The organism is Pseudomonas sp. EpS/L25 (genome assembly GCF_001512295.1).
GTDB lineage: Bacteria > Pseudomonadota > Gammaproteobacteria > Pseudomonadales > Pseudomonadaceae > Chryseomonas.
Genome location: NZ_LNUP01000014.1, coordinates 324,434 through 347,399, shown reverse-complemented (window position 1 = coordinate 347,399; position 22,966 = coordinate 324,434). Strand labels below are relative to the sequence as shown.

The 22,966-nt window shown below is 65.2% G+C and carries 26 protein-coding genes; 14 read left to right on the top strand and 12 right to left on the bottom strand.

What is annotated here, in order from left to right:
• Positions 1-40: 40 nt before the first annotated feature.
• From AR540_RS16515 to lpxC, 4 genes are all read left to right on the top strand, one after another.
• On the top strand, positions 41-892 hold the full coding sequence (locus tag AR540_RS16515; RefSeq protein WP_059230296.1) for a cell division protein FtsQ/DivIB: 852 nt from the start codon (positions 41-43) through the stop codon (positions 890-892).
• Between the two features lie 16 nt (positions 893-908).
• Complete coding sequence (ftsA, locus tag AR540_RS16510) at positions 909-2,153, top strand: cell division protein FtsA (protein ID WP_059230295.1); 1,245 nt, start codon at positions 909-911, stop codon at positions 2,151-2,153.
• Between the two features lie 53 nt (positions 2,154-2,206).
• Positions 2,207-3,388 (top strand): cell division protein FtsZ, encoded by a 1,182-nt coding sequence (gene ftsZ / locus AR540_RS16505; RefSeq protein ID WP_059230294.1) that lies wholly within the window; start codon positions 2,207-2,209, stop codon positions 3,386-3,388.
• 109 nt (positions 3,389-3,497) lie between these two features.
• Positions 3,498-4,412 (top strand): UDP-3-O-acyl-N-acetylglucosamine deacetylase, encoded by a 915-nt coding sequence (lpxC, locus tag AR540_RS16500; protein ID WP_059230293.1) that lies wholly within the window; start codon positions 3,498-3,500, stop codon positions 4,410-4,412.
• Between the two features lie 58 nt (positions 4,413-4,470).
• Here the strand turns inward: lpxC and AR540_RS16495 are convergent, their stop codons facing one another.
• The 4 genes from AR540_RS16495 to AR540_RS16480 all read right to left on the bottom strand — a co-directional run bounded on the left by AR540_RS16495 (position 4,471) and on the right by AR540_RS16480 (position 6,469).
• The gene (locus AR540_RS16495) at positions 4,471-4,809 is read right to left on the bottom strand and encodes a HopJ type III effector protein (RefSeq protein WP_059230292.1); all 339 of its coding nucleotides are present in this window, start codon (positions 4,807-4,809) and stop codon (positions 4,471-4,473) included.
• A complete protein-coding gene (locus AR540_RS16490) occupies positions 4,806-5,099 on the bottom strand; it encodes a DUF1244 domain-containing protein (RefSeq protein WP_059230291.1) in 294 nt (97 codons plus the stop codon). Before AR540_RS16490 ends, AR540_RS16495 begins: the two co-directional genes overlap by 4 nt.
• Positions 5,100-5,114: 15 nt before the next feature.
• Positions 5,115-5,813 (bottom strand): dihydromonapterin reductase, encoded by a 699-nt coding sequence (folM, locus tag AR540_RS16485; RefSeq protein WP_059230290.1) that lies wholly within the window; start codon positions 5,811-5,813, stop codon positions 5,115-5,117.
• A 95-nt stretch (positions 5,814-5,908) separates the two neighbouring features.
• Positions 5,909-6,469 carry a hypothetical protein gene (locus tag AR540_RS16480; protein ID WP_059230289.1) on the bottom strand — a complete coding sequence of 187 codons (561 nt, stop codon included), beginning with the start codon at positions 6,467-6,469 and terminating at the stop codon, positions 5,909-5,911.
• Positions 6,470-6,683: 214 nt separating this feature from the next.
• On the opposite strand from AR540_RS16480, the gene AR540_RS16475 reads away from it, so the two are divergent.
• The 3 genes from AR540_RS16475 (at position 6,684) to AR540_RS16465 (ending at position 8,312) form a co-directional block, all read left to right on the top strand.
• Entirely contained in the window at positions 6,684-7,145 is a 462-nt protein-coding gene (locus tag AR540_RS16475) for a flavodoxin (protein ID WP_059230288.1), read from the top strand.
• A 101-nt stretch (positions 7,146-7,246) separates the two neighbouring features.
• Entirely contained in the window at positions 7,247-7,630 is a 384-nt protein-coding gene (locus AR540_RS16470) for a CidA/LrgA family protein (RefSeq protein WP_059230287.1), read from the top strand.
• Positions 7,623-8,312, top strand: coding sequence for an LrgB family protein (locus AR540_RS16465; protein ID WP_059230286.1), 690 nt, complete (start codon positions 7,623-7,625; stop codon positions 8,310-8,312). The genes AR540_RS16470 and AR540_RS16465 overlap by 8 nt, the downstream gene beginning before the upstream one ends.
• A gap of 190 nt (positions 8,313-8,502) precedes the next feature.
• Here AR540_RS16465 and AR540_RS16460 read toward each other — a convergent pair whose 3' ends face one another.
• Positions 8,503-9,309, bottom strand: coding sequence for a SirB1 family protein (locus AR540_RS16460; RefSeq protein WP_059230285.1), 807 nt, complete (start codon positions 9,307-9,309; stop codon positions 8,503-8,505).
• A 279-nt stretch (positions 9,310-9,588) separates the two neighbouring features.
• Between AR540_RS16460 and AR540_RS16455 the strand changes: the two genes are divergently transcribed.
• Entirely contained in the window at positions 9,589-10,062 is a 474-nt protein-coding gene (locus tag AR540_RS16455) for a phosphate-starvation-inducible protein PsiE (RefSeq protein ID WP_059230284.1), read from the top strand.
• Between the two features lie 59 nt (positions 10,063-10,121).
• On the opposite strand, the gene AR540_RS16450 is transcribed toward AR540_RS16455, so the two are convergent.
• Complete coding sequence (locus AR540_RS16450) at positions 10,122-12,737, bottom strand: DEAD/DEAH box helicase (protein WP_059230283.1); 2,616 nt, start codon at positions 12,735-12,737, stop codon at positions 10,122-10,124.
• A 142-nt stretch (positions 12,738-12,879) separates the two neighbouring features.
• On the opposite strand from AR540_RS16450, the gene AR540_RS25770 reads away from it, so the two are divergent.
• Positions 12,880-13,032 (top strand): hypothetical protein, encoded by a 153-nt coding sequence (locus AR540_RS25770; RefSeq protein WP_177339242.1) that lies wholly within the window; start codon positions 12,880-12,882, stop codon positions 13,030-13,032.
• A gap of 93 nt (positions 13,033-13,125) precedes the next feature.
• Here the strand turns inward: AR540_RS25770 and pyk are convergent, their stop codons facing one another.
• On the bottom strand, positions 13,126-14,577 hold the full coding sequence (pyk, locus tag AR540_RS16445; RefSeq protein WP_059230282.1) for a pyruvate kinase: 1,452 nt from the start codon (positions 14,575-14,577) through the stop codon (positions 13,126-13,128).
• Between the two features lie 371 nt (positions 14,578-14,948).
• Here pyk and AR540_RS16440 point away from each other — a divergent pair, with 371 nt between their 5' ends.
• A complete protein-coding gene (locus AR540_RS16440) occupies positions 14,949-15,335 on the top strand; it encodes a tetratricopeptide repeat protein (protein WP_059230281.1) in 387 nt (128 codons plus the stop codon).
• A 55-nt stretch (positions 15,336-15,390) separates the two neighbouring features.
• Complete coding sequence (locus AR540_RS16435; RefSeq protein WP_059230280.1) at positions 15,391-15,753, top strand: PilZ domain-containing protein; 363 nt, start codon at positions 15,391-15,393, stop codon at positions 15,751-15,753.
• On the opposite strand, the gene AR540_RS16430 is transcribed toward AR540_RS16435, so the two are convergent.
• The 3 genes from AR540_RS16430 to AR540_RS16420 are packed head-to-tail and all read right to left on the bottom strand — an operon-like array spanning position 15,714 to position 18,749.
• Positions 15,714-16,550 carry a hypothetical protein gene (locus tag AR540_RS16430; protein WP_236712083.1) on the bottom strand — a complete coding sequence of 279 codons (837 nt, stop codon included), beginning with the start codon at positions 16,548-16,550 and terminating at the stop codon, positions 15,714-15,716. The two genes, AR540_RS16435 and AR540_RS16430, sit on opposite strands and share 40 nt — an antisense overlap.
• Positions 16,547-17,542: an AAA family ATPase gene (locus AR540_RS16425; RefSeq protein WP_059230278.1), complete on the bottom strand. Its 996-nt coding sequence runs from the start codon at positions 17,540-17,542 to the stop codon at positions 16,547-16,549. The genes AR540_RS16430 and AR540_RS16425 overlap by 4 nt, the downstream gene beginning before the upstream one ends.
• On the bottom strand, positions 17,532-18,749 hold the full coding sequence (locus AR540_RS16420) for a DUF4350 domain-containing protein (RefSeq protein WP_059230277.1): 1,218 nt from the start codon (positions 18,747-18,749) through the stop codon (positions 17,532-17,534). Before AR540_RS16420 ends, AR540_RS16425 begins: the two co-directional genes overlap by 11 nt.
• A 412-nt stretch (positions 18,750-19,161) precedes the next feature.
• Between AR540_RS16420 and sbcB the strand changes: the two genes are divergently transcribed.
• Complete coding sequence (sbcB, locus tag AR540_RS16415) at positions 19,162-20,613, top strand: exodeoxyribonuclease I (RefSeq protein WP_059230276.1); 1,452 nt, start codon at positions 19,162-19,164, stop codon at positions 20,611-20,613.
• A 322-nt stretch (positions 20,614-20,935) separates the two neighbouring features.
• Here the strand turns inward: sbcB and mvaT are convergent, their stop codons facing one another.
• A complete protein-coding gene (gene mvaT / locus AR540_RS16410) occupies positions 20,936-21,319 on the bottom strand; it encodes a histone-like nucleoid-structuring protein MvaT (RefSeq protein WP_059230275.1) in 384 nt (127 codons plus the stop codon).
• A gap of 305 nt (positions 21,320-21,624) precedes the next feature.
• Between mvaT and purU the strand changes: the two genes are divergently transcribed.
• Positions 21,625-22,476: a formyltetrahydrofolate deformylase gene (gene purU, locus AR540_RS16405; RefSeq protein WP_059230274.1), complete on the top strand. Its 852-nt coding sequence runs from the start codon at positions 21,625-21,627 to the stop codon at positions 22,474-22,476.
• 1 nt (position 22,477) lies between these two features.
• Positions 22,478-22,678 carry a hypothetical protein gene (locus tag AR540_RS16400; RefSeq protein WP_236712082.1) on the top strand — a complete coding sequence of 67 codons (201 nt, stop codon included), beginning with the start codon at positions 22,478-22,480 and terminating at the stop codon, positions 22,676-22,678.
• On the opposite strand, the gene AR540_RS16395 is transcribed toward AR540_RS16400, so the two are convergent.
• Positions 22,666-22,887: a hypothetical protein gene (locus AR540_RS16395; protein ID WP_059230272.1), complete on the bottom strand. Its 222-nt coding sequence runs from the start codon at positions 22,885-22,887 to the stop codon at positions 22,666-22,668. The two genes, AR540_RS16400 and AR540_RS16395, sit on opposite strands and share 13 nt — an antisense overlap.
• Positions 22,888-22,966 lie beyond the last annotated feature (79 nt).

Below are 22,966 nucleotides of genomic sequence, written 5' to 3'. Positions count from 1 at the left end.
GGCGACCCCCGTCGCCGGCGCACACGTGGAGGGCTGAACCTTGGTCGCCACCCTACGTCACAGCCAACCCTTCGGCCGCTCGCGGCAGGTCGAGCCGCGTGGTGCGAGCCGCCTGGTCGCCGAAGAGCCGCTATCGGTCCGTCTGCCACGTCCGAGCCTGGGGCTGCTCAAGCGCATCCTCTGGCCGTTCCTGCTGCTGGGCCTGGGCTTCGGTACCTACGAAGGCGCCCAGAAGTTGCTGCCCTACGCCGACCGGCCGATCGCCAAGGTCAGCGTCAAGGGCGATCTGTCCTACATCAGCCAGCAGGCGGTGCAGCAGCGAATCGCGCCCTTCGTGGGCACCACCTTCTTCCAGGTCGACCTGGCCGACATGCGCCACGAGCTGGAGACCATGCCCTGGATCGCCCATGCCGAGGTGCGCCGGGTCTGGCCGGACGAGATCAGCATCCGCCTGGAAGAGCAGATGCCCATCGCCCGTTGGGGCGACGAGGCCCTGCTGAATAACCAGGGTGAGGCTTTTGCCCCGCAGGATCTGGCCAACTATGACAATCTACCGCGGCTGTACGGGCCCAAGCGGGCGCAACAGCAAGTGATGCAGCAGTACCAGATGTTCAGCCAGATGCTCCGGCCGCTCGGTTACACCGTGGCGCGGCTGGAAATGCAGGAGCGTGGCAGCTGGTACCTCACCACCGGTCAGGGCCTGGAACTGGTGTTCGGTCGCGATCAACTGGTGGAAAAGATGCGGCGCTTCATGCGCCTGTACGATCAGGTGCTCAAGGCACAGATGGACAATATCGCGCGGATCGACCTGCGCTATCCGAACGGTCTGGCCGTGGCCTGGCGCGATCCCGCTATCGCCGCCGCCCCCGTGACCGAACCGGCCAAGCATTGAGGAGAAGTTTCTAACTATGGCAAGCGTGCAAAGCGGCAAGATGATCGTCGGCCTCGACATCGGCACTTCCAAGGTCGTGGCTCTGGTCGGCGAAGTGTCTTCCGATGGTCAGATCGAGATCGTCGGAATCGGCACCCATCCGTCGCGCGGGCTCAAGAAGGGCGTGGTGGTCAACATCGAATCCACTGTCGCCTCCATCCAGCGGGCCATCGAAGAAGCCCAGCTGATGGCCGGTTGCCGGATCCATTCGGCCTTCGTCGGCATTGCCGGCAATCACATCCGCAGCCTGAACTCCCACGGCATCGTGGCGATCCGTGACCGCGAAGTGAGCCCCGCGGACATCGAGCGAGTGCTCGATGCCGCCCAGGCGGTGGCCATTCCCGCCGACCAGCGCGTGCTGCACACCCTGGCCCAGGACTACGTGATCGACAACCAGGAGGGGGTGCGTGAACCCCTGGGCATGTCCGGCGTGCGCCTGGAGGCCAAGGTCCATGTCGTGACCTGCGCCGTCAACGCCGCCCAGAACATCGAAAAGTGCGTCAGACGTTGCGGCCTGGAAGTCGACGACATCATTCTCGAGCAATTGGCGTCGGCCTATTCGGTATTGACCGACGATGAAAAGGAATTGGGCGTCTGCCTGGTGGATATCGGCGGCGGCACTACCGATATCGCCATCTTTACCGAGGGCGCCATTCGCCATACCGCGGTGATACCTATTGCTGGCGACCAAGTCACAAATGACATCGCCATGGCGTTGCGGACCCCAACGCAATATGCCGAAGAAATCAAGATTCGGTATGCTTGTGCCTTGGCGAAGCTGGCCGGCCCGGGTGAAACCATCAAGGTTCCCAGCGTAGGTGATCGTCCGCCGCGAGAATTATCGCGTCAGGCTCTCGCAGAAGTGGTCGAGCCCCGTTACGATGAGCTATTTACGTTGGTGCAAGCGGAATTGCGCCGCAGTGGTTACGAGGATCTGATCCCGGCAGGGATCGTACTCACCGGTGGTACCGCGAAGATGGAAGGCGCGGTCGAGCTGGCCGAAGAGATTTTCCATATGCCAGTACGCCTGGGGGTGCCCCAGACGGTGAAGGGACTGACGGATGTCGTCAGCAATCCTATCTATTCCACAGGCGTCGGCTTGTTGCTTTATGGTCTGCAAAAACAGACCGATCCTTTGCCGGTTGTTTCTGGCGGATATAGCAGCGAAACCAAATCCACAGTCCTGGAACGCATAAAGCGTTGGGTCCAGGGCAACTTGTAATTCACAATTAAACCGCGGCAGTAGGCGAAGATCCGAAAGGAAGAGAGGGGACCATGTTCGAACTCGTAGACAACATTCCACAAAGCGCCGTGATCAAAGTCATCGGCGTGGGCGGTGGCGGTGGCAACGCCGTTAACCACATGGTCAAAAGCGGAGTCGAAGGCGTCGAATTCATCTGTGCAAATACCGACGCCCAGGCCCTGAAGAACGTCACATCCCGTACCGTGCTGCAACTCGGCCCAGGCGTCACCAAGGGGCTGGGTGCCGGCACCAACCCGGAAATCGGTCGCCAGGCGGCCATGGAAGATCGTGAGCGCATCGCCGAAGTCCTCGAAGGCGCCGACATGGTCTTCATCACCACCGGCATGGGCGGTGGCACCGGTACCGGCGCCGCACCGATCATCGCCGAGGTCGCCAAGGAAATGGGTATCCTGACCGTCGCCGTGGTCACCCGGCCGTTCCCCTTCGAAGGCCGCAAGCGCATGCAGGTCGCCGATGAAGGTATCCGCGCCCTGTCCGAATGCGTCGACTCGCTGATCACCATCCCCAACGAGAAGCTGCTGACCATCCTCGGCAAGGACGCCAGCCTGCTGGCCGCCTTCGCCAAGGCCGACGACGTCCTCGCCGGCGCCGTTCGCGGTATCTCCGACATCATGCAGCGTCCCGGCCTGATGAACGTCGACTTCGCCGACGTCAAGACCGTGATGGGCGAGATGGGCATGGCCATGATGGGTACCGGCCACGCCAGCGGCCCGAACCGCGCACGCGAGGCCACCGAGGCCGCCATCCGCAACCCGCTGCTGGAAGACGTCAACCTGCACGGTGCTCGCGGTATCCTGGTCAACATCACCGCCGGTCTGGACCTGTCCCTGGGCGAGTACGCTGCCGTGGGCGAGATCATCGAAGACTTCGCGTCCGAGCACGCCACCGTCAAGGTCGGCGCGGTCATCGATCCGGAAATGCGCGATGAACTGCACGTCACCGTGGTCGCTACCGGCCTCGGCGCGCGCATCGAGAAGCCGGTCAAGGTCGTGGACAACACCACCCAGACCCTGGCCGCCGCTCGCCAGGAGTCTGCGCCGGTCAACTACGACGACCTCAAGTACCCGACCTCGATGCGCTCCGGTCGTGGTAGCCAGAACCTTGGAGGTTCGGCGGCGGCGGCCAAGGTCAATCCAAACGACGACCTGGATTACCTGGACATTCCGGCCTTCCTGCGTCGCCAGGCTGATTGATCGGGTGTATCACAAGCGCGGGTGTGATTAGTGGGCATCGATTTTCGCTTCTGTTATCATCGCGATTTCGTTGACCACCATTCGCACCCTGCGACCGAGCGGCCCTGGCATGATTAGACAACGCACCCTCAAGAACACCATCCGCGCGACCGGCGTGGGCCTGCATTCCGGGGAAAAGGTATACCTGACCCTGAAACCGGCTCCCGTGGACACCGGCATCGTGTTCCGTCGTACCGATCTCGATCCGGTCGTGGAAATTCCGGCCTGGGCTGAGAACGTGGGTGAAACCACCATGTCGACCAACCTGTTCAGCGATGACGGCGTCAAGGTCGGTACCGTCGAGCACCTGCTGTCGGCCATGGCCGGCCTGGGGATCGACAATGCCTACGTCGAACTGTCGGCGGTCGAAGTCCCGATCATGGACGGTAGCGCCGGTCCCTTCGTCTTCCTGATCCAGTCCGCAGGTCTGCAGGAACAGGAAGCGGCCAAGCAGTTCATTCGCATCAAGCGTGAAGTGAGCGTCGTCGATGGCGACAAGCGCGCTACCTTCGTGCCCTTCGACGGCTTCAAGGTGACTTTCGAGATAGATTTCGATCATCCGGTCGTCAACAACCGTACCCAGAAGGCTTCGGTGGACTTCTCGAGCACTTCCTTCCTCAAGGAAGTCAGTCGCGCCCGCACCTTCGGCTTCATGCGTGACCTGGAATTCCTGCGTTCGCACAACCTGGCCCTGGGTGGCAGCGTCGACAATGCCATCGTGGTGGACGAGAAGGGTGTGATCAACGAAGACGGCCTGCGCTACGAGGACGAATTCGTCAAGCACAAGATCCTCGACGCCATCGGCGACCTCTATCTGCTCGGCAAGAGCCTCATCGGCGAGTTCCGTGGCTACAAGTCCGGCCACGCCATGAACAATCGCCTGCTGCGCGCGCTGCTGGCCGATCGCGATGCCTGGGAAGTGGTGACCTTCGAAGACTCCGGTCTGGCCCCCATCTCCTACATGAGACCCGCGGCTGCCGTCTGAGCCCGGTCCCATAAAAAAGCCCTGCATCTGCAGGGCTTTTTTATGGGCGTCGACATGCCTAGCGCCGACTCAGGGGCTCGCCCTGGAAGCTGACACCGGCCAGGCCATGGGCGATGAGCGCGCGGATGTTGGCGTGGTCGCTGCCCTCGGGGGTCTGCAGCACGCTGCGATAGTGCTCGCCAAAGGCCAGCAAGGCCTCTTCGTCGCTCAGGCCTTCGAGCTTGGCCAGACCCAGGGTCTGGCAGGAGCCTTCGTTCTGGCCGGCTGCGTTGTGCACCTCGCCGTTGTGAAAGGCGGTGGGCTGGTAGTGGTAGTGCGCGGCGACGAATGCCAGGGTATCGGCGAATGCATGAGTACCGCTGGCAAGGCTGGCGCGGAAGCTGGAGAGGTCGCTCATTTGGACTGCCGCTCCTGGAAGGCGGCGGCCTGGGCGGGGCTGGCTTCGGTCTGGTGCTGGGCCTTCCAGTCGGCATAGGGCATGCCGTAGACCGCCTCGCGGGCGTCATCGAGGCTCAGCTCCAGGCCTTTCTCGTCGGCGGCCGCCTTGTACCATTTGGACAGGCAATTGCGGCAGAAGCCGGAGAGATTCATCAGGTCGATGTTCTGCACATCGGTGCGCTTGCGCAGGTGCTGGACCAGGGTGCGGAAGGCCGCGGCCTCCAGTTCCAGGCGATCTTGTTCGGTCATGGGTGACTCCTCGGGCTAGCGGCGGCCGTGGCGCAGATGGCGCCCGCCGTTGACGGTGAAGGTGCTGCCGGTCGCGTACTGGGTCGACAGCAGATAAAGCACGGTATCCACGATGGGATCGGCGCCGGGTTCGAAATCCAGCAATGCCTTGTCCAAAGTGGCCTGGCGATAGGCCTCGTCGGCGCCTTCCTTGAAGATCAGCAGGCCCGGGGCGATGGTGTTGACTCTTACGGTGGGGGCCAGGGCTTCGGCGAAGGACAGCGTCAGGTTATGAAGGGCGGCCTTGGTGGCGGCGTAGCCTATGTGGTTGCGGCTGCCGCGGGTCGCACTGTCGTCGCCGATATGGATGATGTCGGCGCGCGGTGCGGCCAGCAGCAGATCCTGCAGGCCCAGGTTGAGGTGATAGGGCGCTTCCAGGTGCAGGCGATAGAGCAGGCGCAGATTGTCCAGGCCATCCTCCGCCCACACCGAGGCGTTGTGCACGATGCCACGCAGGGCCTGATGGCGTTCGTGCAGTTGCTGCAGCAGGGCAGTGCGTTGCATCTCTTCGGCCAGGTCGACCTGATAGGCCTCGATCTCCAGCTCGCGCAGCGGCCCTGGATTGCTGCGGTAGACAGCGATGACCGGTTGGCCTGCGGCGAGCAGTCGACGGGTCAGGGCGAGGCCGACACGGCGATTGGCGCCGGTGACCAGAAGGGGAAGGGTTGCTGACATGGACGGTACCCGATCCTGATGAGCGAAGCGGCCAGGGAGCTGACTCCCTATTGTACGCATTCGACTCATCAGGCAGCAGGCCGATCCCTGCCGATCTAGCGGGCACCACCTCTGAGATGATCGGCGCGGGAGGGGGCGCCATGCAGCCAGCCCTTGAGCGCCCGCGTGATCAGCGGAATGAAGACGCAGACCATCACCGGCGTGAGGATCAGGGTACTCAGCAGGATGCGCGGCAACAACGGCAGGTGCGCGAGATAGTCGCCGAAGGCGGCATTGAACAGCAGCGAGATGGGAAAGAAGGCCAGCCAGACGGCGATACTCTGCTTCCAGCGGGGCGGAGCCTGCAGGCCAGTGCCGAACCAGTCGTCCATGCCCTGGGCACGCCGTGCCTGAGGGGCTTCGAACAGGCCCTGGCCACGCTCCAGCCAGCGGCGTCGCGTCTCGGAGTGTTCCCACTCGTCGAGGGTGCGCGGGCAGGCGAAGCGGAAGATGATCTGCACCAGGTTGTCACCGGGCGGCGGGGTCAGGACACCCGAGCCGAGATAACCGGGATAAGCCGTCGCCAGGGCTTCGCCTTCGCGCAGCCAGACCAGGAAGGCGTCGTATTGGCCGGCCGCGACGCGGCGCGCGACCATGAGGGTAACGGGCTGGTTCATGCATCAACTCCGGGCGATCGGGCCGGATAGGCCGGACGCCGTCAAGCTGCCGGATAGGCGAGCGAGGTGGCGAAAGAATGCCTGGGGTAGCAGGCGCCGCTAGCATAGCAAGCCTTGAGACAGCGTGGCAGCGCCTGACGTTTCCAGGATCGCAGGGGCGCAAGAACGACCTCGTTCGAGGCATACTGACCGGCCGTCACAGCTCGAGGTCTGCATGAAAGTCGCACTCTTGAATGGATCGGTATTCGGTACCGCGGAAGACATCGCGCGCCAGGTGAAGGCCCGGCTGACCGCGGCGGGCCATGAGGTCTGGCACCAGCCGAATGCCGATCTCGCCAGTCTGGAGGCCTTTGCCCCCGAGGCGCTGCTGGCCATCACCTCGACGACCGGCATGGGTGAGTTGCCGGCCAACCTGGAAACCCTGTACTTCCAGCTGCGCGATCGTCTGCCGCCGTGGCGCGGCCGGCCGGGGGCCGTGCTGGCCCTCGGCGACTCCAGCTATGGCGATACCTATTGCGGCGGCGGCGAGCTGATGCAGGAGCTGTTCGTCGAGTTGGGACTGCGTGAGCTGCTGCCCATGCTACGGATCGATGCCAGCGAGACGGTGACGCCGGACGTGGACGCCGCGCGCTGGGCGGACACCGTGGTCACGGCCCTCGCGGCCGACCTTTCCTGAGGGGCAAAGCTGCTTTACCCGGACCGCCCGATTCGCTGCGCCCCGGCGGCTGTCCTCGACCCGCCAGCCTGCGTATCCTTGCAGGCTGAATTCTTTGCGAGATGGAGCCCTGGGTGAATAGATATCTGCGCCTGGCTCTGGAACTGTGCGCCCTGGGGGCGCTGTGGGGGCTGGGTACGCTGCTGGCGAACTACTTCGCCTGGCCGGTACCGGGTGGCGTGGTGGGGCTGGCGATGTTACTGCTCCTGCTGGCGGCGCGGATCGTCGAGCCTGAGTGGCTGCAGGGTGGCGTCCGCGTGCTGCTGGGCGAGATGTTGCTGTTCTTCATTCCGGCCTTGCTGAGCCTGCTCGACTACGGTCCTCTGCTACGTCATGAGGGCGTGCGCATCCTGCTGGCCATCCTGCTCAGTACCGTACTGACCATGGTGGCCACGGCCCTGGCCGTGGACTGGATGTTCCGCCGGCGGGGACGTCGCGATGCTTGATTTGCCCGGACTCTTCTGGCTGCTGCTGACGCTGGCCGGCTACGGCGTAAGTCGCGTGCTCTATGCTCGGCTGCGCTGGTACGTGGTCAGTCCGATCATCTTCGTCACCGTGCTGCTCTATGCCACCACGCTCTGGCAGCAGGTCAGCTACGCCCAGTACGCCCACTACAGCCGTTGGCTGATCACCTTGCTGGGCCCGGCGACGGTGGCCTTCGCGGTGCCCATCTGGCAGCAGCGACGCCTGCTGGCGCGTTACTGGCAGGCCCTGCTGGTAGGGCTGTGCGTCGGCAGTGGAGTCGCCATCGGCAGCTCCTGGTTGCTGGCCCGGCTGCTGTTACTCGATGACCGGGTGCTGCTGTCCATGCTGCCACGCTCCATCAGCACGCCCTTCGCCATGCCGATGTCGGCCGACGTCGGTGGGGTGCCCGAGCTGACCGCCGCCTTCGTGATGATCACCGGGCTGGGTGGCGCCATCCTCGGCAGCCTGCTGATCAAACTGCTGCCGCTCAAGTCGGCCCTGGCCCGTGGTGCCCTGTTCGGCATGGGGGCCCATGGCGTCGGCACCAGCAAGGCCTATGAGGTCGGCTTGGAGGAGGGCACCGTGGCTGGCCTGGTCATGGTGCTCGCCGGTCTGAGCAATCTGCTCGGTGCCCAGCTCGTACTCTGGTTGCTGCGTGGCTAGTGTGGTGTTTCAGCCGTTATCTACACAATGTTGGCGGCGCTTTTTCGGCCGCAGCGGCGGACCGTCCTGGCGGCGTTGCCACTCCTCGCCATGGCTCTGCTATGACTCGTCGCGGCGCCTAGCCCAGTCGGAACGCCGAACCGCCCAAAAAACACTCCCCAATGCTTGCGCGAACTCCGGAAACAACACTCTAGTGCAGCGTGGTCGCGGGCGTGCCAAGCTGCTCGAGACGTCGCCGCAGCTGATCGCGTTCGGCGTCGTCCTCGCTGATCAGCAGGGCATGTTGCAGGTCGTAGCGCTGGGCCTGGGGACAATCGAGCTGGCGATAGAGGTCGGCCCGCGCTAGATGGTCGGCGACACCGGCCGCGCCGAATTCGATGACCCGCTGGGCATCCTTGAGCGCTGCCAGGGGCTGGTCGCCCTGCCGATGCAGCTCGCGCAGGTTGCGTGACAGCCGCTGCATCATCTGGCGGGGCGTGAGCGGTGTCAGGTGGGTGGCCTGCAGGCGCGCGTTGGCGCCGAATTGATCCACCAGCAACTGGCGACAGTCGCTCATGTACAGGCGGCGGCCGCCGAAAGGCTCGAGCAGGTGGTCGGCGCCGGGGACGCGCAGCAGGAAGTGACCGGGAAAGCCGATGCCCTGCAGGTCGATCTCCAGTCGCCGGGCCAGTTCGAGCGCCACCAGGGCGATGGACAGTGGCTGGCCGCGGCGGCGGGCCAGCACCTCGTCGAGCAGCGCCGCATCGGGGCGGAGCGGCCATTCCGCCGCACGGAAGCCCGCCTCGCACAGCTGCCGCAGCAATGCCTGGGCCCGCTCGGACTGACTGGCATCGCCGTCTAGGCGGGCATCCAACTGCAGGGCCAGGTCGTCCAGCGAGCGCAGCAGCGCCCGGGGTTCGAGTGCCTGACGATGCTCGGCCGCGATCCACAGGGCTGCTTCCAGCAGTCGCGGTTCGGTGCGGTCCAGACAGGCGAGACAGGCAAGGCGCGGCTCCACGGCAGACTCCAGGCCCTCGGGGCTTTTCCTCACGTTTTTAGCCTGTGCGGGCGCGCCCGTCCAGTCTGCGACAGTACAGCGCTGGCCGGTCGTTGCGCTTGTCGCTATAAGATGACCCTGGGGTGCGACCTAGCACGCCTATCGAATGGGAATTTTCAGCATGGATGAGTCTTTGAGCGAGCGTCTTCGCCAGCGTATGCAGCAAACGGCCGATGGCCTGGGCAAGCCGCTGGCCGGCCTGCCGGGTGTTCACCGTGTGTCTGGAGGGAGCAACTGAGTATGAAGTGGGCAAACAGCAGTCGCAAACGCATGCACGACGGGGCGAATTCGCTCGGCAATCTACTGGTGGAAGGCTTCCACTACTTCGGCCTGTTTGCTATCGGCGCGGCCACGGCCTGGGCCTCGGTGATGGCCTTCATGGGCATGGTCGACAAGGGTCAGGCGAACATCGATGACATTCTCCTGCTCTTCATCTACCTGGAGCTGGGTGCCATGGTCGGCATCTACTTCAAGACCAACCACCTGCCCATCCGCTTCCTGCTCTACATCGCCATCACGGCGTTGACCCGCTATCTGATCGGCGACGTCTCGCACCACCGGCCACCGGATGTCGGGCTGCTGTATCTCTGTGGCGGGATCTTCCTGCTGTCGCTTGCGGTGCTGGCGGTCCGGGTCGCCTCGAACAAGTTTCCCTCCAGCAGGGCGCTCGACGCCACAGGTGATGCGGTGGGCGAGGGCAGGGGCGACCGGTAGCGCGCGGAGCGCTTGCCGGTTCGTCAGCCAGGCGCCGCGCTGCCAGGCTGACAAATCGGCTAACGGTCCAGTGGCGCCAGCAGCTGGGCCAGATCGCTCTCGGTGAGGCGCCAGTCGCCGCTGTTCTCGCTGAGGATGCCAGCGCTCAGCCGGGCCTTTTCCAGCTGGAGTTGCTGGATGCGCTCTTCCAGGGTACCGCGGGCGATCAGCTTGTAGACGAATACCGGACGGTCCTGGCCGATGCGGTAGGCGCGGTCGCTGGCCTGTTGCTCGGCGGCTGGGTTCCACCAGGGATCGAAGTGGATGACGGTGTCCGCAGCGGTCAGGTTGAGGCCGCTGCCACCGGCCTTGAGGCTGAGCAGGAACACCGGTACCTCGCCATTCTGGAAGCGCTGCACCGGCGTGCGCCGGTCGCGGGTCTCACCGGTCAGGCTGACGTATTCGATGCCGCGCTGATCCAGGTCCGCCGCGATGAGATCGAGCATGCTGGTGAACTGCGAGAACACCAGGACCCGGCTGCCGCCCGGTAGCAGGGCGTCGAGTCTTTCGTTCAGCGCCGCCAGCTTCGCCGAGGGCTTGGCCACGCTCTCGTCTTCGTTGGGTACCAGGCGCAGGTCGCAGCAGACCTGGCGCAGGCGCAGCAGCGCGTCGAGGATCAGCAGTTGGCTGCGACCTATCCCCTGGCGGGCGATTTCGGCGCGTACCCGCTCGTCCAGCATCAGGCGTAGCGCCTCGTAGCGCTCGCGCTGTGCCGTGCTGAGTTCCACCAACTGGACGATCTCGGTCTTCGGCGGCAGTTCGCTGGCCACCCGCTGCTTGGTACGGCGCAGCATGAAGGGCCGCACCCGCGCCTTGAGCGCCGCCAGGCGCTGGACGTCGCCCTCGCGTTCGACGGGGATGCGGTAGTGCAGCTTGAAGGTCTTCTCATCTCCCAGCCAGCCGGGCATGAGGAAATGGAATTGCGACCAGAGCTCGCCCAGGTGGTTTTCCAATGGCGTGCCGGTCAGACAGAGGCGGTGGCGGGCGCGTAGATGGCGAGCGGCCTGGGCGGCCTTGGTGGCGGCGTTCTTGATCGACTGGGCCTCGTCCAGCACCTGCAGGTGGAAGTCGTAGCCGGCCAGGCGCTCGGCATCGCGAGGGAGCAGGGCATAGGTGGTGAGCACCACGTCATGCTCGGGAATGCGCTCGAAGCGGCTGCTGCGGGCGCTGCCCTGCAAGGTGAGGACCCGCAGGCCGGGGGCGAAGCGGGCGATCTCGTCCTGCCAGTTGGGAATCAGGCTGGTGGGCATGACGATCAGCGCCGGGGCGGTCAGGCGTCCGGCGGCCTGCTCGACGAGGATGTGCGCCAGGGTCTGCAGCGTCTTGCCCAGGCCCATGTCGTCGGCGAGGATGCCGCCGACCTCCAGTTCGCGCAAGGCCTGCAGCCAGGCCACGCCTTCGCGTTGGTAGGGGCGCAGTTCGGCGTGCAGGGTTTCCGGCAGGACCACCGGCTCGGCGGCATAGCTGCGCAGTCGCTCGGCGAAGCTGCGCAGGCGTTCGCCGCCCTCCCACTCCAGGGGCAGGCGTTCGTCCAGCTCGGCGAGGCGCGCGGCGTCCAGGCGCGGTAGACGCAGGGCACGTTCCTGGGCCAGGCCGGTCGTCGCATAGAGCTCGCCCAGCACCTGCAGGATCGGCTTGAGCCGGCCCAGGGGCACGGCGACTCGCTGGGCGCGTCCTTGCTGGCCGGCCAGGCGCGGCGGATCGATACGCAGCAGCACGGGTTCGTCGTCGGCGCGCCTGGCCAGGGTCGCGGGTTCGTATTGCGAGGGTTCGCGGCGAATGGCCTCGATCAGCAAGGGGATCAGACTGACCCGGCGCTGCCCCAGGCGGATGCCCAGTTCGACGTCGAAGAGACTGGTGGCGGTGGTCTTGTCCTCGACTTCCTCGAGATGCCCATACCAGCCCTCGACGGGCGTGAGGTCGAAGGTGAATTCGGGGTGGGCCTCGATCTGCCAGCCGGTCTCGCGCAGGGCGGGGAGCCCCTGCTGGACGAATCTGAGCCAGGCGGGATCGTCGGGCAATTCGAACATCTCGCCACTGTCGTCGGGCAGGGCGGCGCTGCGGCGGGTCGCCGGGCGCAGGCCGAGATCGAGCAGCGTCTGGCGCCAGCGCTGTTCGGCCTGCAGCTGGCGGGCGGGGTAATCGGCACTCGGGCTTCTGGGCGGGGCGCCGAACAGCCGCTGCCTGCCGTACTGGAAGGCCAGAGCCGCCCGATGGCGAACGGTCGGCCGCATCTTGCCGACGTGGCGGTCATAGTCGATCTGGGTATGGCTGCCCAGGGTCAGCACCGGCTGCGGTAGGTCCTGGTTGACGACCGGCGCGGTCGGCAGTTCGGCCTGGTCGCGCTGGAGGCGTTCCAGTTCGATGAGGGCCGCAGCAGCATGCTTGCACTGGCGGCCGACCGGGCAGGTGCAGCGGGCATCCACCCGCCAGGTGCTCTCACCTGGCCGCAGGCTGATCGCCTGGCGATAGGCCGGGCCTGCCGGACTGCTGCATTCGGCGTAGAGCTGTCCCTTGGCGGCCGAGTGGATACGCACCAGACCGTCCAGCGCCAGGCGCCGACCGCGCTCGTAGTTGCGCTCCGTGAAGGCGCCTTTCCAGTCCTGCCACTTGAGCCGTTCGAAACGTAACGCCATCGTTCACCCAGGCTGTTCGCACCAAACCGGCTATTCTGCCACAGTCGCTCAATAGCTCGTCGGACTCCCTTGCACTATGTGAGAATGAGAATACAGTGCAATTAAGGAGATCGAGGGCGAGGCGATGCGCGAGCAACCGATAGTGAATCTGACCTTGGCCGGTACCCGCTCCGCGCTGGATCGGCGAGAAGGGCGGCTGCGCTCGCTGCAGCGGGTCCTGCTCGTGGTCTGCAGCCTGGGTGTACTGGGCGCCGCGGCGCTGCACCTGGGCTATCTCGCGCTTGGCGGCCGTTGATCCTCCAGGTTGTCAACGCCCATCAAAAAGCCCCGACCAGTCACCTGGCCGGGGCTTTCTCTACCGCGTCCTTCGCAGTCGACGCGGGGAGGGTCAGACCAGCAGATCGCCCACGCGGTACATCTTCATGGTGTTGGTGCCGTCGCGCTTGGTGTAGCTGTCGCCCTTGGTCAGGATGACCCAGTCACCGTGCTCGACGATGCCGCGCTTGAGCAGCTCGTCCACTGCCGCCTGGCTCACCTTGTTCGCCGGCATCGAGGTCGGGTCGAAGGGGATGGTGTGCACGTTGCGGAACAGCGCGGTGCGGGCCTGGGTGGCGCGGCTGGAGGCGAAGGAGAAGATCGGCACCGAGGAGCGCAGGCGCGACATGATCAGCGGGGTGTAGCCGGTGTCGGTCAGGCTGATGATGGCCTTCACGCCGGGGAAGTGGTTGGCCACGTAGATCGAGGCCAGGGCGATACTCTCGTCCCAGCGGGTGAAGGTCTGGCCCAGGCGATGGCTGGACAGCTTGCTGGTGGGCTGCTTCTCGGCGCCGACGCAGACGCGCGCCATGGCCTTGACCGCTTCCACCGGGTACTGGCCGGCGGCGCTCTCGGCGGAGAGCATCACGGCGTCGGTGTTGTCCAGCACGGCATTGGCCACGTCGGAGACTTCCGCGCGGGTCGGCATCGGGCTGCTGATCATCGACTCCATCATCTGGGTCGCGGTGATCACTGCCTTGTTGAGACGGCGGGCGTGGGAAATGATGCGCTTCTGGATACCCACCAGCTCGGCATCGCCGATTTCCACGCCGAGGTCGCCACGGGCCACCATGACGGCGTCGCTGGCCAGGATCAGACCATCCAGGGCTTCGTCGTCGGCCACGGCCTCGGCGCGCTCGATCTTGGCCACCAGCCAGGACTTGCCACCGGCGGCTTCCATCAGGCGCCGGGCCTCGTTCATGTCTTCGGCGTCACGGGGGAAGGATACCGCCAGGTAGTCGACCTCCATGGAGGCGGCCAGCTTGATGTCTTCGCGGTCCTTGTCGGTCAGGGCCGGTGCGGTCAGGCCACCACCGCGACGGTTGATGCCCTTGTGGTCGGACAGCGGCCCGCCGATCAGGGTCACGCAATGCAGTTCGGTGGCGGTCACGCCTTCCACGCGCAGGACCACGCGGCCATCGTCCAGCAGCAATTCGTCGCCCACGCGGCAGTCGGCGATCAGGCCCGGGTAGTCGATGCCGACCACTTCCTCGGTGCCCTCGGTGCGGGGATGGGCGATGGACAGGCGGAAGGGATCGCCGACCTTGAGTTCGATGCGCTTGTTGACGAACTTGGCGATGCGGATCTTCGGACCCTGCAGGTCGCCGAGCAGGGCGACGTGACGGCCGTGCTTGGCGGCGAGTTCCCGTACCAACTGGCCACGGGCCCGGTGCTCGTCGGGCGTTCCATGCGAGAAGTTCAGGCGGGCGACGTCGATGCCGGCGATGATGAGCTGCTCGAGGACTTCCGGAGAATTGCTGGCCGGGCCCAGGGTAGCGACGATCTTGGTACGGCGATAAATCATGCAGTCTTTCCTTTAGCGGATTGCAATCATGAGTCGACGCCTCAGAACCTGTTCACGATCTGCTGCGCGTCGGCCAAACGGCGTTGAAAAGGCCCTGGAAGGCCAGCCCCGTCGGAATGCTCGTTTACCATTCGTAAGCTCGAGCGCGAGTCCGATCCGCTTCCTCAGGCATTTTCGCCTTGTTTGTCTCTAGCTCGCGAGATCGTGAGCAGGTTCTTGGCGCCGAGTCGACGTAGAACACGGAGCGCGACTCATTGTAGCGCCGTCGCGTGGCCAGCACATGACGGCTTTTCGCAGCTTCGTCACACCAGTGGTCGTTTCTGCTCAAGAAGCGGGCCCCTGCGCCGATCTAGCGGACAGGAGGACTTTCCATGCGCCCTTATCTTTGCCTGTTCCTGTTGCTCGGCCTGACCGGCTGCACCAGCGTCTCGATGAATTCCTATCTCGATGCCGCCTACAAATCCTATTCCGAGGGCGACTGCAACAACGCCCTGCTGCAGATCTCCCAGGCCGAGCGCAAGAGCCGCGCCCGGCCCTGGCTGCAGCCGGAGATGTCCATGCTGCGCGGCCAGTGCCTGGAGCAGCAGCAGCTCTATGCCGACGCGGCCCAGACCTATCGCTTCATCCAGACCCGCTATCCGGCCAGTGAATATGCCTACCGGGCCCAGGCACGACTGGACACCCTGCGTCAAATGGGGCTAGATGGAACAGCGGCCGTCGCGACGCCCCAACCGGTGCGAAAACTACCGCAGCGCTGAGCTTTCCAGGACGTTGTCGGTAAAGTGGCTTTACCGTGTGCAGGATGAACGCACCATGACTCAGAATCGTCGTATCGAGCGCCACCAGCTGCCCTACTACCTCAAGGTATTCAACCGCTTCACCGACAAGCCCATGGGCTACATCGGCAACATTTCCCGCGAGGGACTGCTGATGATCAGCCAATTGCCCATGCTGGTGAACGCGCGGTTCGAGCTGCGACTGAAGATTCCCGGGCAGGATGGCCAACTGCACTTCATCGACTTCGATGCCCGCTGCCAGTGGAGCCACGAAGACGTGACGCCGGGCAACTACGATTCCGGCTTCAGCATCGCCGAGCCGCCGGTCGAATTCGCCGAGCTGATCGGCGTGTTGCAGCACTATTTCACCTTCGGTCGACTCTCCCAGTCAGCGGTCTGACCCTCGTCGGCCGCCTCCCACAGCGCCAGCAGGCGCGTCTGCAGACTCGCCGCGCCGCTCGCCGGCAACCAGGTGATACCCAGCCGCGCCAGGCGCAAGGCCAGGCGTTCGTGGCGAATCTGGGTTTTCCAGGCCTCGGCGTAGGCCCTGGCCGTGCGCGGCCCGCTTAGCTGCCTCGGCTCCAGCGGGCCGCCTGGCAGGGTTCCGACCAGCCAGAGCGTCAGGCCGCGGCGAGCGACCTCCAGGCGCGCGAGCCACTCCAGGCGCTCTTCTGCCATAGGCGTCACCACCACTATCAGTCCATCCGGACCGACCTGGCGGCACAGCTGCGCCAGGACCGCCTTGAGCTCGCCACCCGTACCGGGTTGCAACGCGACGGTCGGGGGCAGGGGGGGATTGCGTCCGGGGGCAGTGGCGGCGAGCAGGCGCAGGTTCGGATCGAAGCCATAGACGCGGACGGCGTTGCCACTGGCGGCGACGTGCCTGGCGAAGCCCAGGGCCTGGTCCTGATCCTGCTGCCAGGCGCTACGACCCGCCGGCGCACGGCTGTCGAGCAGCAGATGCAAGGTATGCGGACGTTGCCGGGCGCGATCGGCGATGAACCGCGCAGCGGGCCGTTGCCAGAGTCCTGCCCAGTACCAGCGGGGATGCCAGCGTTCCAGCGCGGCCAGCCCCAGGAGCAGGATCGCGCCGGCTGCGGGCAGGGCTTGCCAGCGCGGTGGCAGGGCCAGGCCCAGCACCAGGCTGGCAAGCGTCAGGCTGGCCAGCCCGAGCAGCAGGCGGCGACTCGGCCTCACGGGCGCGGCGCCGGACACTGTCCCAACAACTTGAGGATCTGCCCATCGAGACTGTCGCCCTCGAACTCCCGCTCCGGAGTCAGGCGGACGCGCGGCCGCAGGACGCCAGGTAGCGCCTGGCGCACGTCCTCGGCGGCGACGCTGTCGCCACCCCTGAGGAAGGCCAGTGCCTGGGCGAGGCGCAGCAGTGCCTGGGCCGCCCGGGGGCCGGCCCCCTGCTCGAAGGCGGGCCAGTCGCGGGTCAGCCGGATCAGGCGCAGGCCGAACCCCAGCACCGGTTCGGCCACCGGCAGGCTGGCGACCAGGCGTTGCAGCGGCGGTAGATCCTTGGCCTGTAGCAGCGGGCGCAGGGCCGCGGCCTCCAGCGGATCGGCATGCCCCTGTTGCACCGCCTGGCGCAGGGCTAAGAGCTCCTGAGCCTCCGCCGGCCAGTCCAGGCGCAACTGGGCGAGGAAGCGATCACGCACCGCCAGGGGCAGGTCGCTACCCGGACTGCGGGTGGCGATCACCATGAACGGATTGGACAGAGGGACGCTGCGTCCTTCCAGGATCAGCTGGCGCGTCTGCAGGGCCTCGGTCAGCAGATTCTGGACGACGGCCGGCGCGCGGTGCAGGTCCTCGATCAGCAGCAACTGATTGAACAGCGGTCCGCGTCGGAGCCGGGCACTCTCGGCGCCGGCCTCCACGACTATCTCACCGGCCACCTCGGCCACGGTCTGCCCCGCATGGCCATGCAGGCGGCCGAAACTGGTTTCCAGGCTGGCCGCCAGGGCGCGGACCAGGAGCGTCTTGCCGGCCCCGGGCGGTCCTTCGAGTAGCAGGTGGCCGCCGGCCAGCAGGGTGGCCAGCAGTCCGTCCACCGCGAGCTCCTGCTGCGGTAGCACCTTGAGCAGCGCTTGCCGCAACGCCTGCAGCCGCGCCACGGCTCGGGCCTTGACACTGGCCTCGCCAGTGTCCGCCACGGTTCCTTCGGGAGGGGAGCTATCGGTCATCGGGAGTCCTCGGAGGTTGGGAGCGCAGGGCCAGCCGCAGTTGGCGCAGTTGCATGACGCGCAGGGTGATCTCGCGACCGCCGGGCCGGGCCGGACAGGGACGCATGGCTTCGCCGACCGCGCGGGTGGGCAGGCCGCTCAGGCGGGCCAGGTATTGCCAGCGTTCGGCCACGCCCTGGTCGGCCAGTTCGGGACGACGACGTTGCAGTTGGCGCTGGATGTCACGCTGCAGGGTGGCGATCAGGTCCGGCCAGGGCTCCGGCGGTCGAGCGTGGCGGGCCGCCCCCTCGAGACGGCGTCGCCAACGCCAGACGATCAGGGTCGCCAGCAGCATGGCAAAGGCCAGGCCGAAGCGCTGTAGCGCCTCTTGCCAAAGGGGAACAGGTGGCGCAGGGGCGATGAGGACGACTGGCGCGCCCTGGGTCAGGTACCACAGCAGCCAGGCATTGTCGTACTGGCCGAGCCGGGCGTTGCTCCAGAGCTCGGTGTCCGACAGCAGGGTGACGCTGCCTTCGCCCCAGGGCAGCAGCAGCATGTGGGTAGCGCTGGCACTGCTGGCCCAAGCCGTGGCCTGGTCGCCGACGTCGAACAGATGCCGGCTGTCGTCGAAGCCCAGGTAGGCCGGGGCATCGTCCTCGGCCAGATAGAGCTGGGTCAGGTTGGGCCACAGCGGTAGCGCCATGATGGGTGGCACGGCCCCGCCCAATTCACGGGTCGGCATCGGTCGCACGCCCAAGGTGGCGCTCAGGGCCAGGGTGCTGTCGTCCGCGACCGCCACGAGATGGCCACCGGCTTCCACCCAGTCCAGCAGGTCCTGGGCCTGTTGCTCCTGGAGCGGCGGGTTGCCGGCAAGCCAGAGCCGTACGCCCTGGGCCGGCAGGTCGTCGAGGCGCTCGGCGGGAAAGCGCGTCACCGGGCTGCCGAAGTGCTGCAGGAAGGCGGTGGCCAGGGCCTGGGGCTCAGGGCTGCGAGAGGCTGTCGCGGACAGCTGAGCAGCGATCTGGCGGGCCGCCTGGCTATCGAGCCCTTGGTGGATCAGCCGCAGGCTGGCCGGTCCGCTGTCGGATTGGGGCGGCAAGGGGCAGGACAGCGGCTCCGACTGGGCCAGGCAGGTGAGGGGTAACGTCAGGGCGAAGAGCCAGGCGCCCAGGCGCCGGCCGGCGAGGCGACACCAGGCGCGAGGGAAGAGCCGATCGACTGAACGCATGCAGGAAAAGCTACGCCTGGAAACAAGGAACCAGAGCCTAGCGGTGCGGGTGATCCCGGGCAAGGCGATAGGCGATGCTAGACTGCGCCGATTCTAGTGTGGTGTTCAGAAGTTCGCGCAAGAATTGGCGAGTGATTTTTGTCTTCGGGCCAGGCGCCACGAAGAGTCATAGCAGGGCTATGGCGAGGAGTGGCAACGCCGCCCGGAGGCAAAAAGCGCCGCCAAAATTGTGTAGATAACTTCTGAAACACCACACTAGGTTCTGTACGAAAAATGCCTGCGCTTGGTGATGCTTCGTTGAAAAAGGCTTCGGAATGCTCATTTACCGCTCGTAAACTCCGCTTCCTCAGCCTTTTTCGCTCGCCTGACCTTCGCTCGGCGACTTTTCGTACAGAACCTGGGGGAGGGTAGTGTGACGCAGAGCATCTTCTGGTACGACTTCGAGACCACCGGCATCGATCCTCGCCGGGATCGCCCGCTGCAAGTCGCCGGGGTGCGTACCGATCTGGACCTCACGGAGATCGGCGAGCCGCTCAATCTGCATTGTCGCTTGAGCGAGGATGTCCTGCCGCACCCGGCAGCCTGCCTGGTCACCGGTATCCTGCCGGAAACCTTGCAGCGGCTGGGGCTGCGCGAGCGGGACTTCATCCAGCGTCTGCATGCCGAGCTCGCCCGGCCGCAAACCTGCACGGTCGGCTACAACAATCTGCGTTTCGATGACGAGATGCTGCGCCACAGCCTCTATCGCAACTTCCACGATCCCTATGGCCGGGAGTGGCAGCAAGGCAACAGTCGCTGGGATGTGCTCGGGCTGATCCGGGCACTCTATGCCTTTCGCCCGGAAAGCCTGAACTGGCCGCAGGAGAATGACCGCGTGTCCCTGCGCCTGGATCGCCTGACCCTGGCCAACGGCATCGAGCACACCCAGGCCCACGACGCCCTGGCGGATGTCCGGGCGACCCTGGCCCTGGCGCGTCTGGTCAGGCAGCGCCAGCCGCGGCTCTATGACTATCTCTGGTCGCTGCGGCAGAAGAAGGCGGCCCAGGCGCGGATACGCCTGCTCGAGCCCGTGCTGCACGTCTCCGGTCGTTTCAGTGCCGAACGTCACTTCCTCGCCCCCGTCCTGCCGCTGGCCTGGCATCCGGTGAATCGCAATGCGCTGATCGTCTGCGATCTCGCGGCAGCGCCGGACCCGCTGTTCGAGCTGGATGCCGAGGCCCTGCGCCAGCGACTCTACACCCGCCGCGACGCCCTGGCCGCGGAGGAGCTGCCGGTGCCGCTCAAATTGGTGCAGATCAACAAGTGCCCTATCCTGGCGCCGTTCAGCGTCCTGCGCCCGGAGGACCAGGAGCGGCTGCAGTTCGATACGGCTGCAGTGTGGCGGACGGTACGACAGATCCTCGACCGGAGCGAAGTCTGGCGTCCCAAGCTGCCGCGGATCTATGACGCGTCCACCATCCAGACGGAAACGCCGGACGCTGAATTGAGACTTTACGACGGCTTCATCGATGCCGAAGAACGGCAACTGTGCGATCAACTTCGCCAGTGTCCCCCCGCGGAACTTGGCGAACGAACTTGGTCCTTTCGTGACGACCGGCACCCGGAACTTTTCTTTCGTTACCGGGCGCGCAACTTCCCGGAGTTGCTGACCGCGCAGGAGGCCACACTTTGGCGGCAGTTCTGCCGTCGGCGATTACTCAGGGGGGAGGCGGAGGGGCAGCTGACCTGTGGTCAATTCCTCACGCTGACCGAGGAGTTTCGTCGCGAGGCGTCCGTCGATCAATTAGCGGTACTCGATGCCTGGACCGAGCATGTTCGGAGCCTGGTCGCGCGCCTGGATGAAAGTCTCGACGATGCGACATGAAGTCGCGCTTGTCCAATTCCGGCGAACTCTTGAGTTTCAGTTGGCGTAGCGCCGATGGAAATAGGCGTGGATCTTATGCCGACTCCAACCGAGTCGAGAGGGCACTGAAGAGTGGCTGCCACTGCCAGGGTCGGTGACAGTCTGGTGCTAGGCTCTGTACGAAAAGTGCCTGCGCTCGGCGACTTTTCGTACAGAGCCTAGTGTGCGTGGCGGAGTCAGAGTGCAGTGGCCAGTACTGGGCCGCGGCCATTGCCGTCGGACCCAGCCGCCCCGCCAGGCCGCGCAGGGCAAAAAAAACGCCGGCAAGCCGGCGTCTTTTCGATCAATCCAGGAGCGTGGCCCAGGATTCCACTTCGTCGGAGCCCCACTTGGCTTTCCACTCCTTGAGCGTCTTGTGATTGCCGCCCTTGGTCTCGATCACTTCGCCGTTGTGCGGGTTCTTGTATTGCTTGACCTTGCGCGCGCGCTTGGGAGTGCCGGATGCATTGCTCTTGTTGGTGCGAGCTTGACGCGCCGGTTTGGCATCGGCATCGAGAATGCCGATGATGTCACGCAGGGACTTTTGATATTCGCCCATCAACGAACGGAGTTTCTTTTCGAACTCCAGTTCCTTTTGCAGCTTGTCGTCCTCTTGCAGGGACTTCAGGCGCTCCTGCAGTTCCTTGATGGCTTCTTCGGTCTGACGATATTCGTTGATTAGCGACATGATTGGCCTTTGCTCGGTGGTGGTGCAAAAAAGATAACTGGGCCAATCATAGATTGGCTATTGAGATAAGTAAACAGGCCACGGAAGACGTTCAATATTTAATATTCGCGCTGCGGAAAGACCTGGAACAAGGGATGTGACGCCGCTTGTTAAACGCCTGCATTGGCGCCGGAAACTTGTGCTTTGCTAGTTGTCCGCTCTCCGCCTATCCGCGGCTGCGAATCCCGGTGTGATCACCGCTGCGCCGCTCGACGCTGCCGGCGACTGCGCCTAGAATGCAGCCCCTTTTCGCGCGAGGTTTTCCTATGCAAACGTTTCGTCTGGTGATCGCCTGTCCGGACGGGGTAGGTATCGTGGCCAAGGTCAGCAACTTCCTGGCGACCTATAACGGCTGGATTACCGAAGCGAGTCATCATTCGGATACGGAAAGTGGCTGGTTCTTCATGCGCCACGAAATCCGCGCGGATTCCCTACCGTTCGATCTGGCAGGCTTTCGGCAAGCCTTCGCGCCCATCGCCCGGGAATTCTCCATGCAGTGGCGCATCACCGACTCGGCCCAGCGCCAGCGCGTGGTGCTCATGGCCAGTCGCGAATCCCATTGCCTGGCGGATTTGCTGCATCGTTGGCACAGCGGCGAGCTGGACTGCGAGATCCCCTGCGTCATCTCCAACCACGATACCCTGCGCAGCATGGTCGAGTGGCACGGCATACCCTTCTTCCATGTGCCGGTCGATCCCAGTGACAAGCAGCCGGCCTTCGACGAGATCTCGCGGCTGATCGAACTGCACCAGGCGGACACCGTGGTGCTCGCGCGCTACATGCAGATCCTGCCGCCCGAGCTGTGCCAGCGCTATGCCCACCAGGTGATCAACATCCACCACAGCTTCCTGCCGTCCTTCGTCGGCGCCAAGCCTTATCACCAGGCGGCGCAGCGGGGCGTGAAGCTGATCGGCGCCACCTGTCACTACGTGACCGAGGCACTGGACGCCGGTCCGATCATCGAGCAGGACGTGGTGCGCGTCAGCCACAGGGACAATGTCGAGGACATGGTTCGCCTGGGCAAGGACGTGGAGAAGATGGCGCTGTCCCGCGGTCTGAGATACCACCTGCAAGACCGGGTCATGGTGCATGGCAACAAGACCGTCATCTTCGACTGACGTGCAGTCCGCTGCGGCGGCCCCCGGCACGGCCGAGGCGCCGCCGCGGCTGGGCGAGGGGTGCCTGGCCCGCTACGACCTGCAGGCCGCGGACGAGCACCTGGGCGCCGACTTCAGCGCGGCCGCGGCCCTGTGGCGCCGCCTGCAGGCGGAAGCGGTCGATCCGGCCGCCGCCGACGGGGAAATCGCTCAGTCGTCCTGAAGCTCGTTGTCGGCCACGGTCTTGGCCTTGAGATCGGCGATCTTGCGGACTTCCGAGGCGAACACCTCGTCCTGCACGGTAGGACGTTTCTTCCAGGGTTTGCGATCGGGCTTGGGCTGTGCAGCGTAGGTGACGATTTCGCCACCGTAGACATCCTGATAGCGCTGGGCCTGGCGTTCCAGTTCAGCGCGAAGTTGATCTTTGGTCACGGGTTCGATCTTGTTCGAGTGTCGCGAGAGGGGGAGAACTCTTCGAAGGGCTCTCCGGGGTGGGCGCGCCCCGGGCGCG

What these genes read in the sequence shown, in the direction of transcription:
- ftsA (WP_059230295.1), top strand. Translation starts at nt 909, where the DNA reads ATGGCAAGCGTGCAAAGCGGCAAGATGATCGTCGGCCTCGACATCGGC.
- ftsZ (WP_059230294.1), top strand. Translation starts at nt 2,207, where the DNA reads ATGTTCGAACTCGTAGACAACATTCCACAAAGCGCCGTGATCAAAGTC.
- lpxC (WP_059230293.1), top strand. Translation starts at nt 3,498, where the DNA reads ATGATTAGACAACGCACCCTCAAGAACACCATCCGCGCGACCGGCGTG.
- AR540_RS16495 (WP_059230292.1), bottom strand. Translation starts at nt 4,809, where the DNA reads ATGAGCGACCTCTCCAGCTTCCGCGCCAGCCTTGCCAGCGGTACTCAT.
- AR540_RS16490 (WP_059230291.1), bottom strand. Translation starts at nt 5,099, where the DNA reads ATGACCGAACAAGATCGCCTGGAACTGGAGGCCGCGGCCTTCCGCACC.
- folM (WP_059230290.1), bottom strand. Translation starts at nt 5,813, where the DNA reads ATGTCAGCAACCCTTCCCCTTCTGGTCACCGGCGCCAATCGCCGTGTC.
- AR540_RS16480 (WP_059230289.1), bottom strand. Translation starts at nt 6,469, where the DNA reads ATGAACCAGCCCGTTACCCTCATGGTCGCGCGCCGCGTCGCGGCCGGC.
- AR540_RS16475 (WP_059230288.1), top strand. Translation starts at nt 6,684, where the DNA reads ATGAAAGTCGCACTCTTGAATGGATCGGTATTCGGTACCGCGGAAGAC.
- AR540_RS16470 (WP_059230287.1), top strand. Translation starts at nt 7,247, where the DNA reads ATGGAGCCCTGGGTGAATAGATATCTGCGCCTGGCTCTGGAACTGTGC.
- AR540_RS16465 (WP_059230286.1), top strand. Translation starts at nt 7,623, where the DNA reads ATGCTTGATTTGCCCGGACTCTTCTGGCTGCTGCTGACGCTGGCCGGC.
- AR540_RS16455 (WP_059230284.1), top strand. Translation starts at nt 9,589, where the DNA reads ATGAAGTGGGCAAACAGCAGTCGCAAACGCATGCACGACGGGGCGAAT.
- AR540_RS16450 (WP_059230283.1), bottom strand. Translation starts at nt 12,737, where the DNA reads ATGGCGTTACGTTTCGAACGGCTCAAGTGGCAGGACTGGAAAGGCGCC.
- pyk (WP_059230282.1), bottom strand. Translation starts at nt 14,577, where the DNA reads ATGATTTATCGCCGTACCAAGATCGTCGCTACCCTGGGCCCGGCCAGC.
- AR540_RS16440 (WP_059230281.1), top strand. Translation starts at nt 14,949, where the DNA reads ATGCGCCCTTATCTTTGCCTGTTCCTGTTGCTCGGCCTGACCGGCTGC.
- AR540_RS16435 (WP_059230280.1), top strand. Translation starts at nt 15,391, where the DNA reads ATGACTCAGAATCGTCGTATCGAGCGCCACCAGCTGCCCTACTACCTC.
- AR540_RS16425 (WP_059230278.1), bottom strand. Translation starts at nt 17,542, where the DNA reads ATGACCGATAGCTCCCCTCCCGAAGGAACCGTGGCGGACACTGGCGAG.
- AR540_RS16420 (WP_059230277.1), bottom strand. Translation starts at nt 18,749, where the DNA reads ATGCGTTCAGTCGATCGGCTCTTCCCTCGCGCCTGGTGTCGCCTCGCC.
- mvaT (WP_059230275.1), bottom strand. Translation starts at nt 21,319, where the DNA reads ATGTCGCTAATCAACGAATATCGTCAGACCGAAGAAGCCATCAAGGAA.
- purU (WP_059230274.1), top strand. Translation starts at nt 21,625, where the DNA reads ATGCAAACGTTTCGTCTGGTGATCGCCTGTCCGGACGGGGTAGGTATC.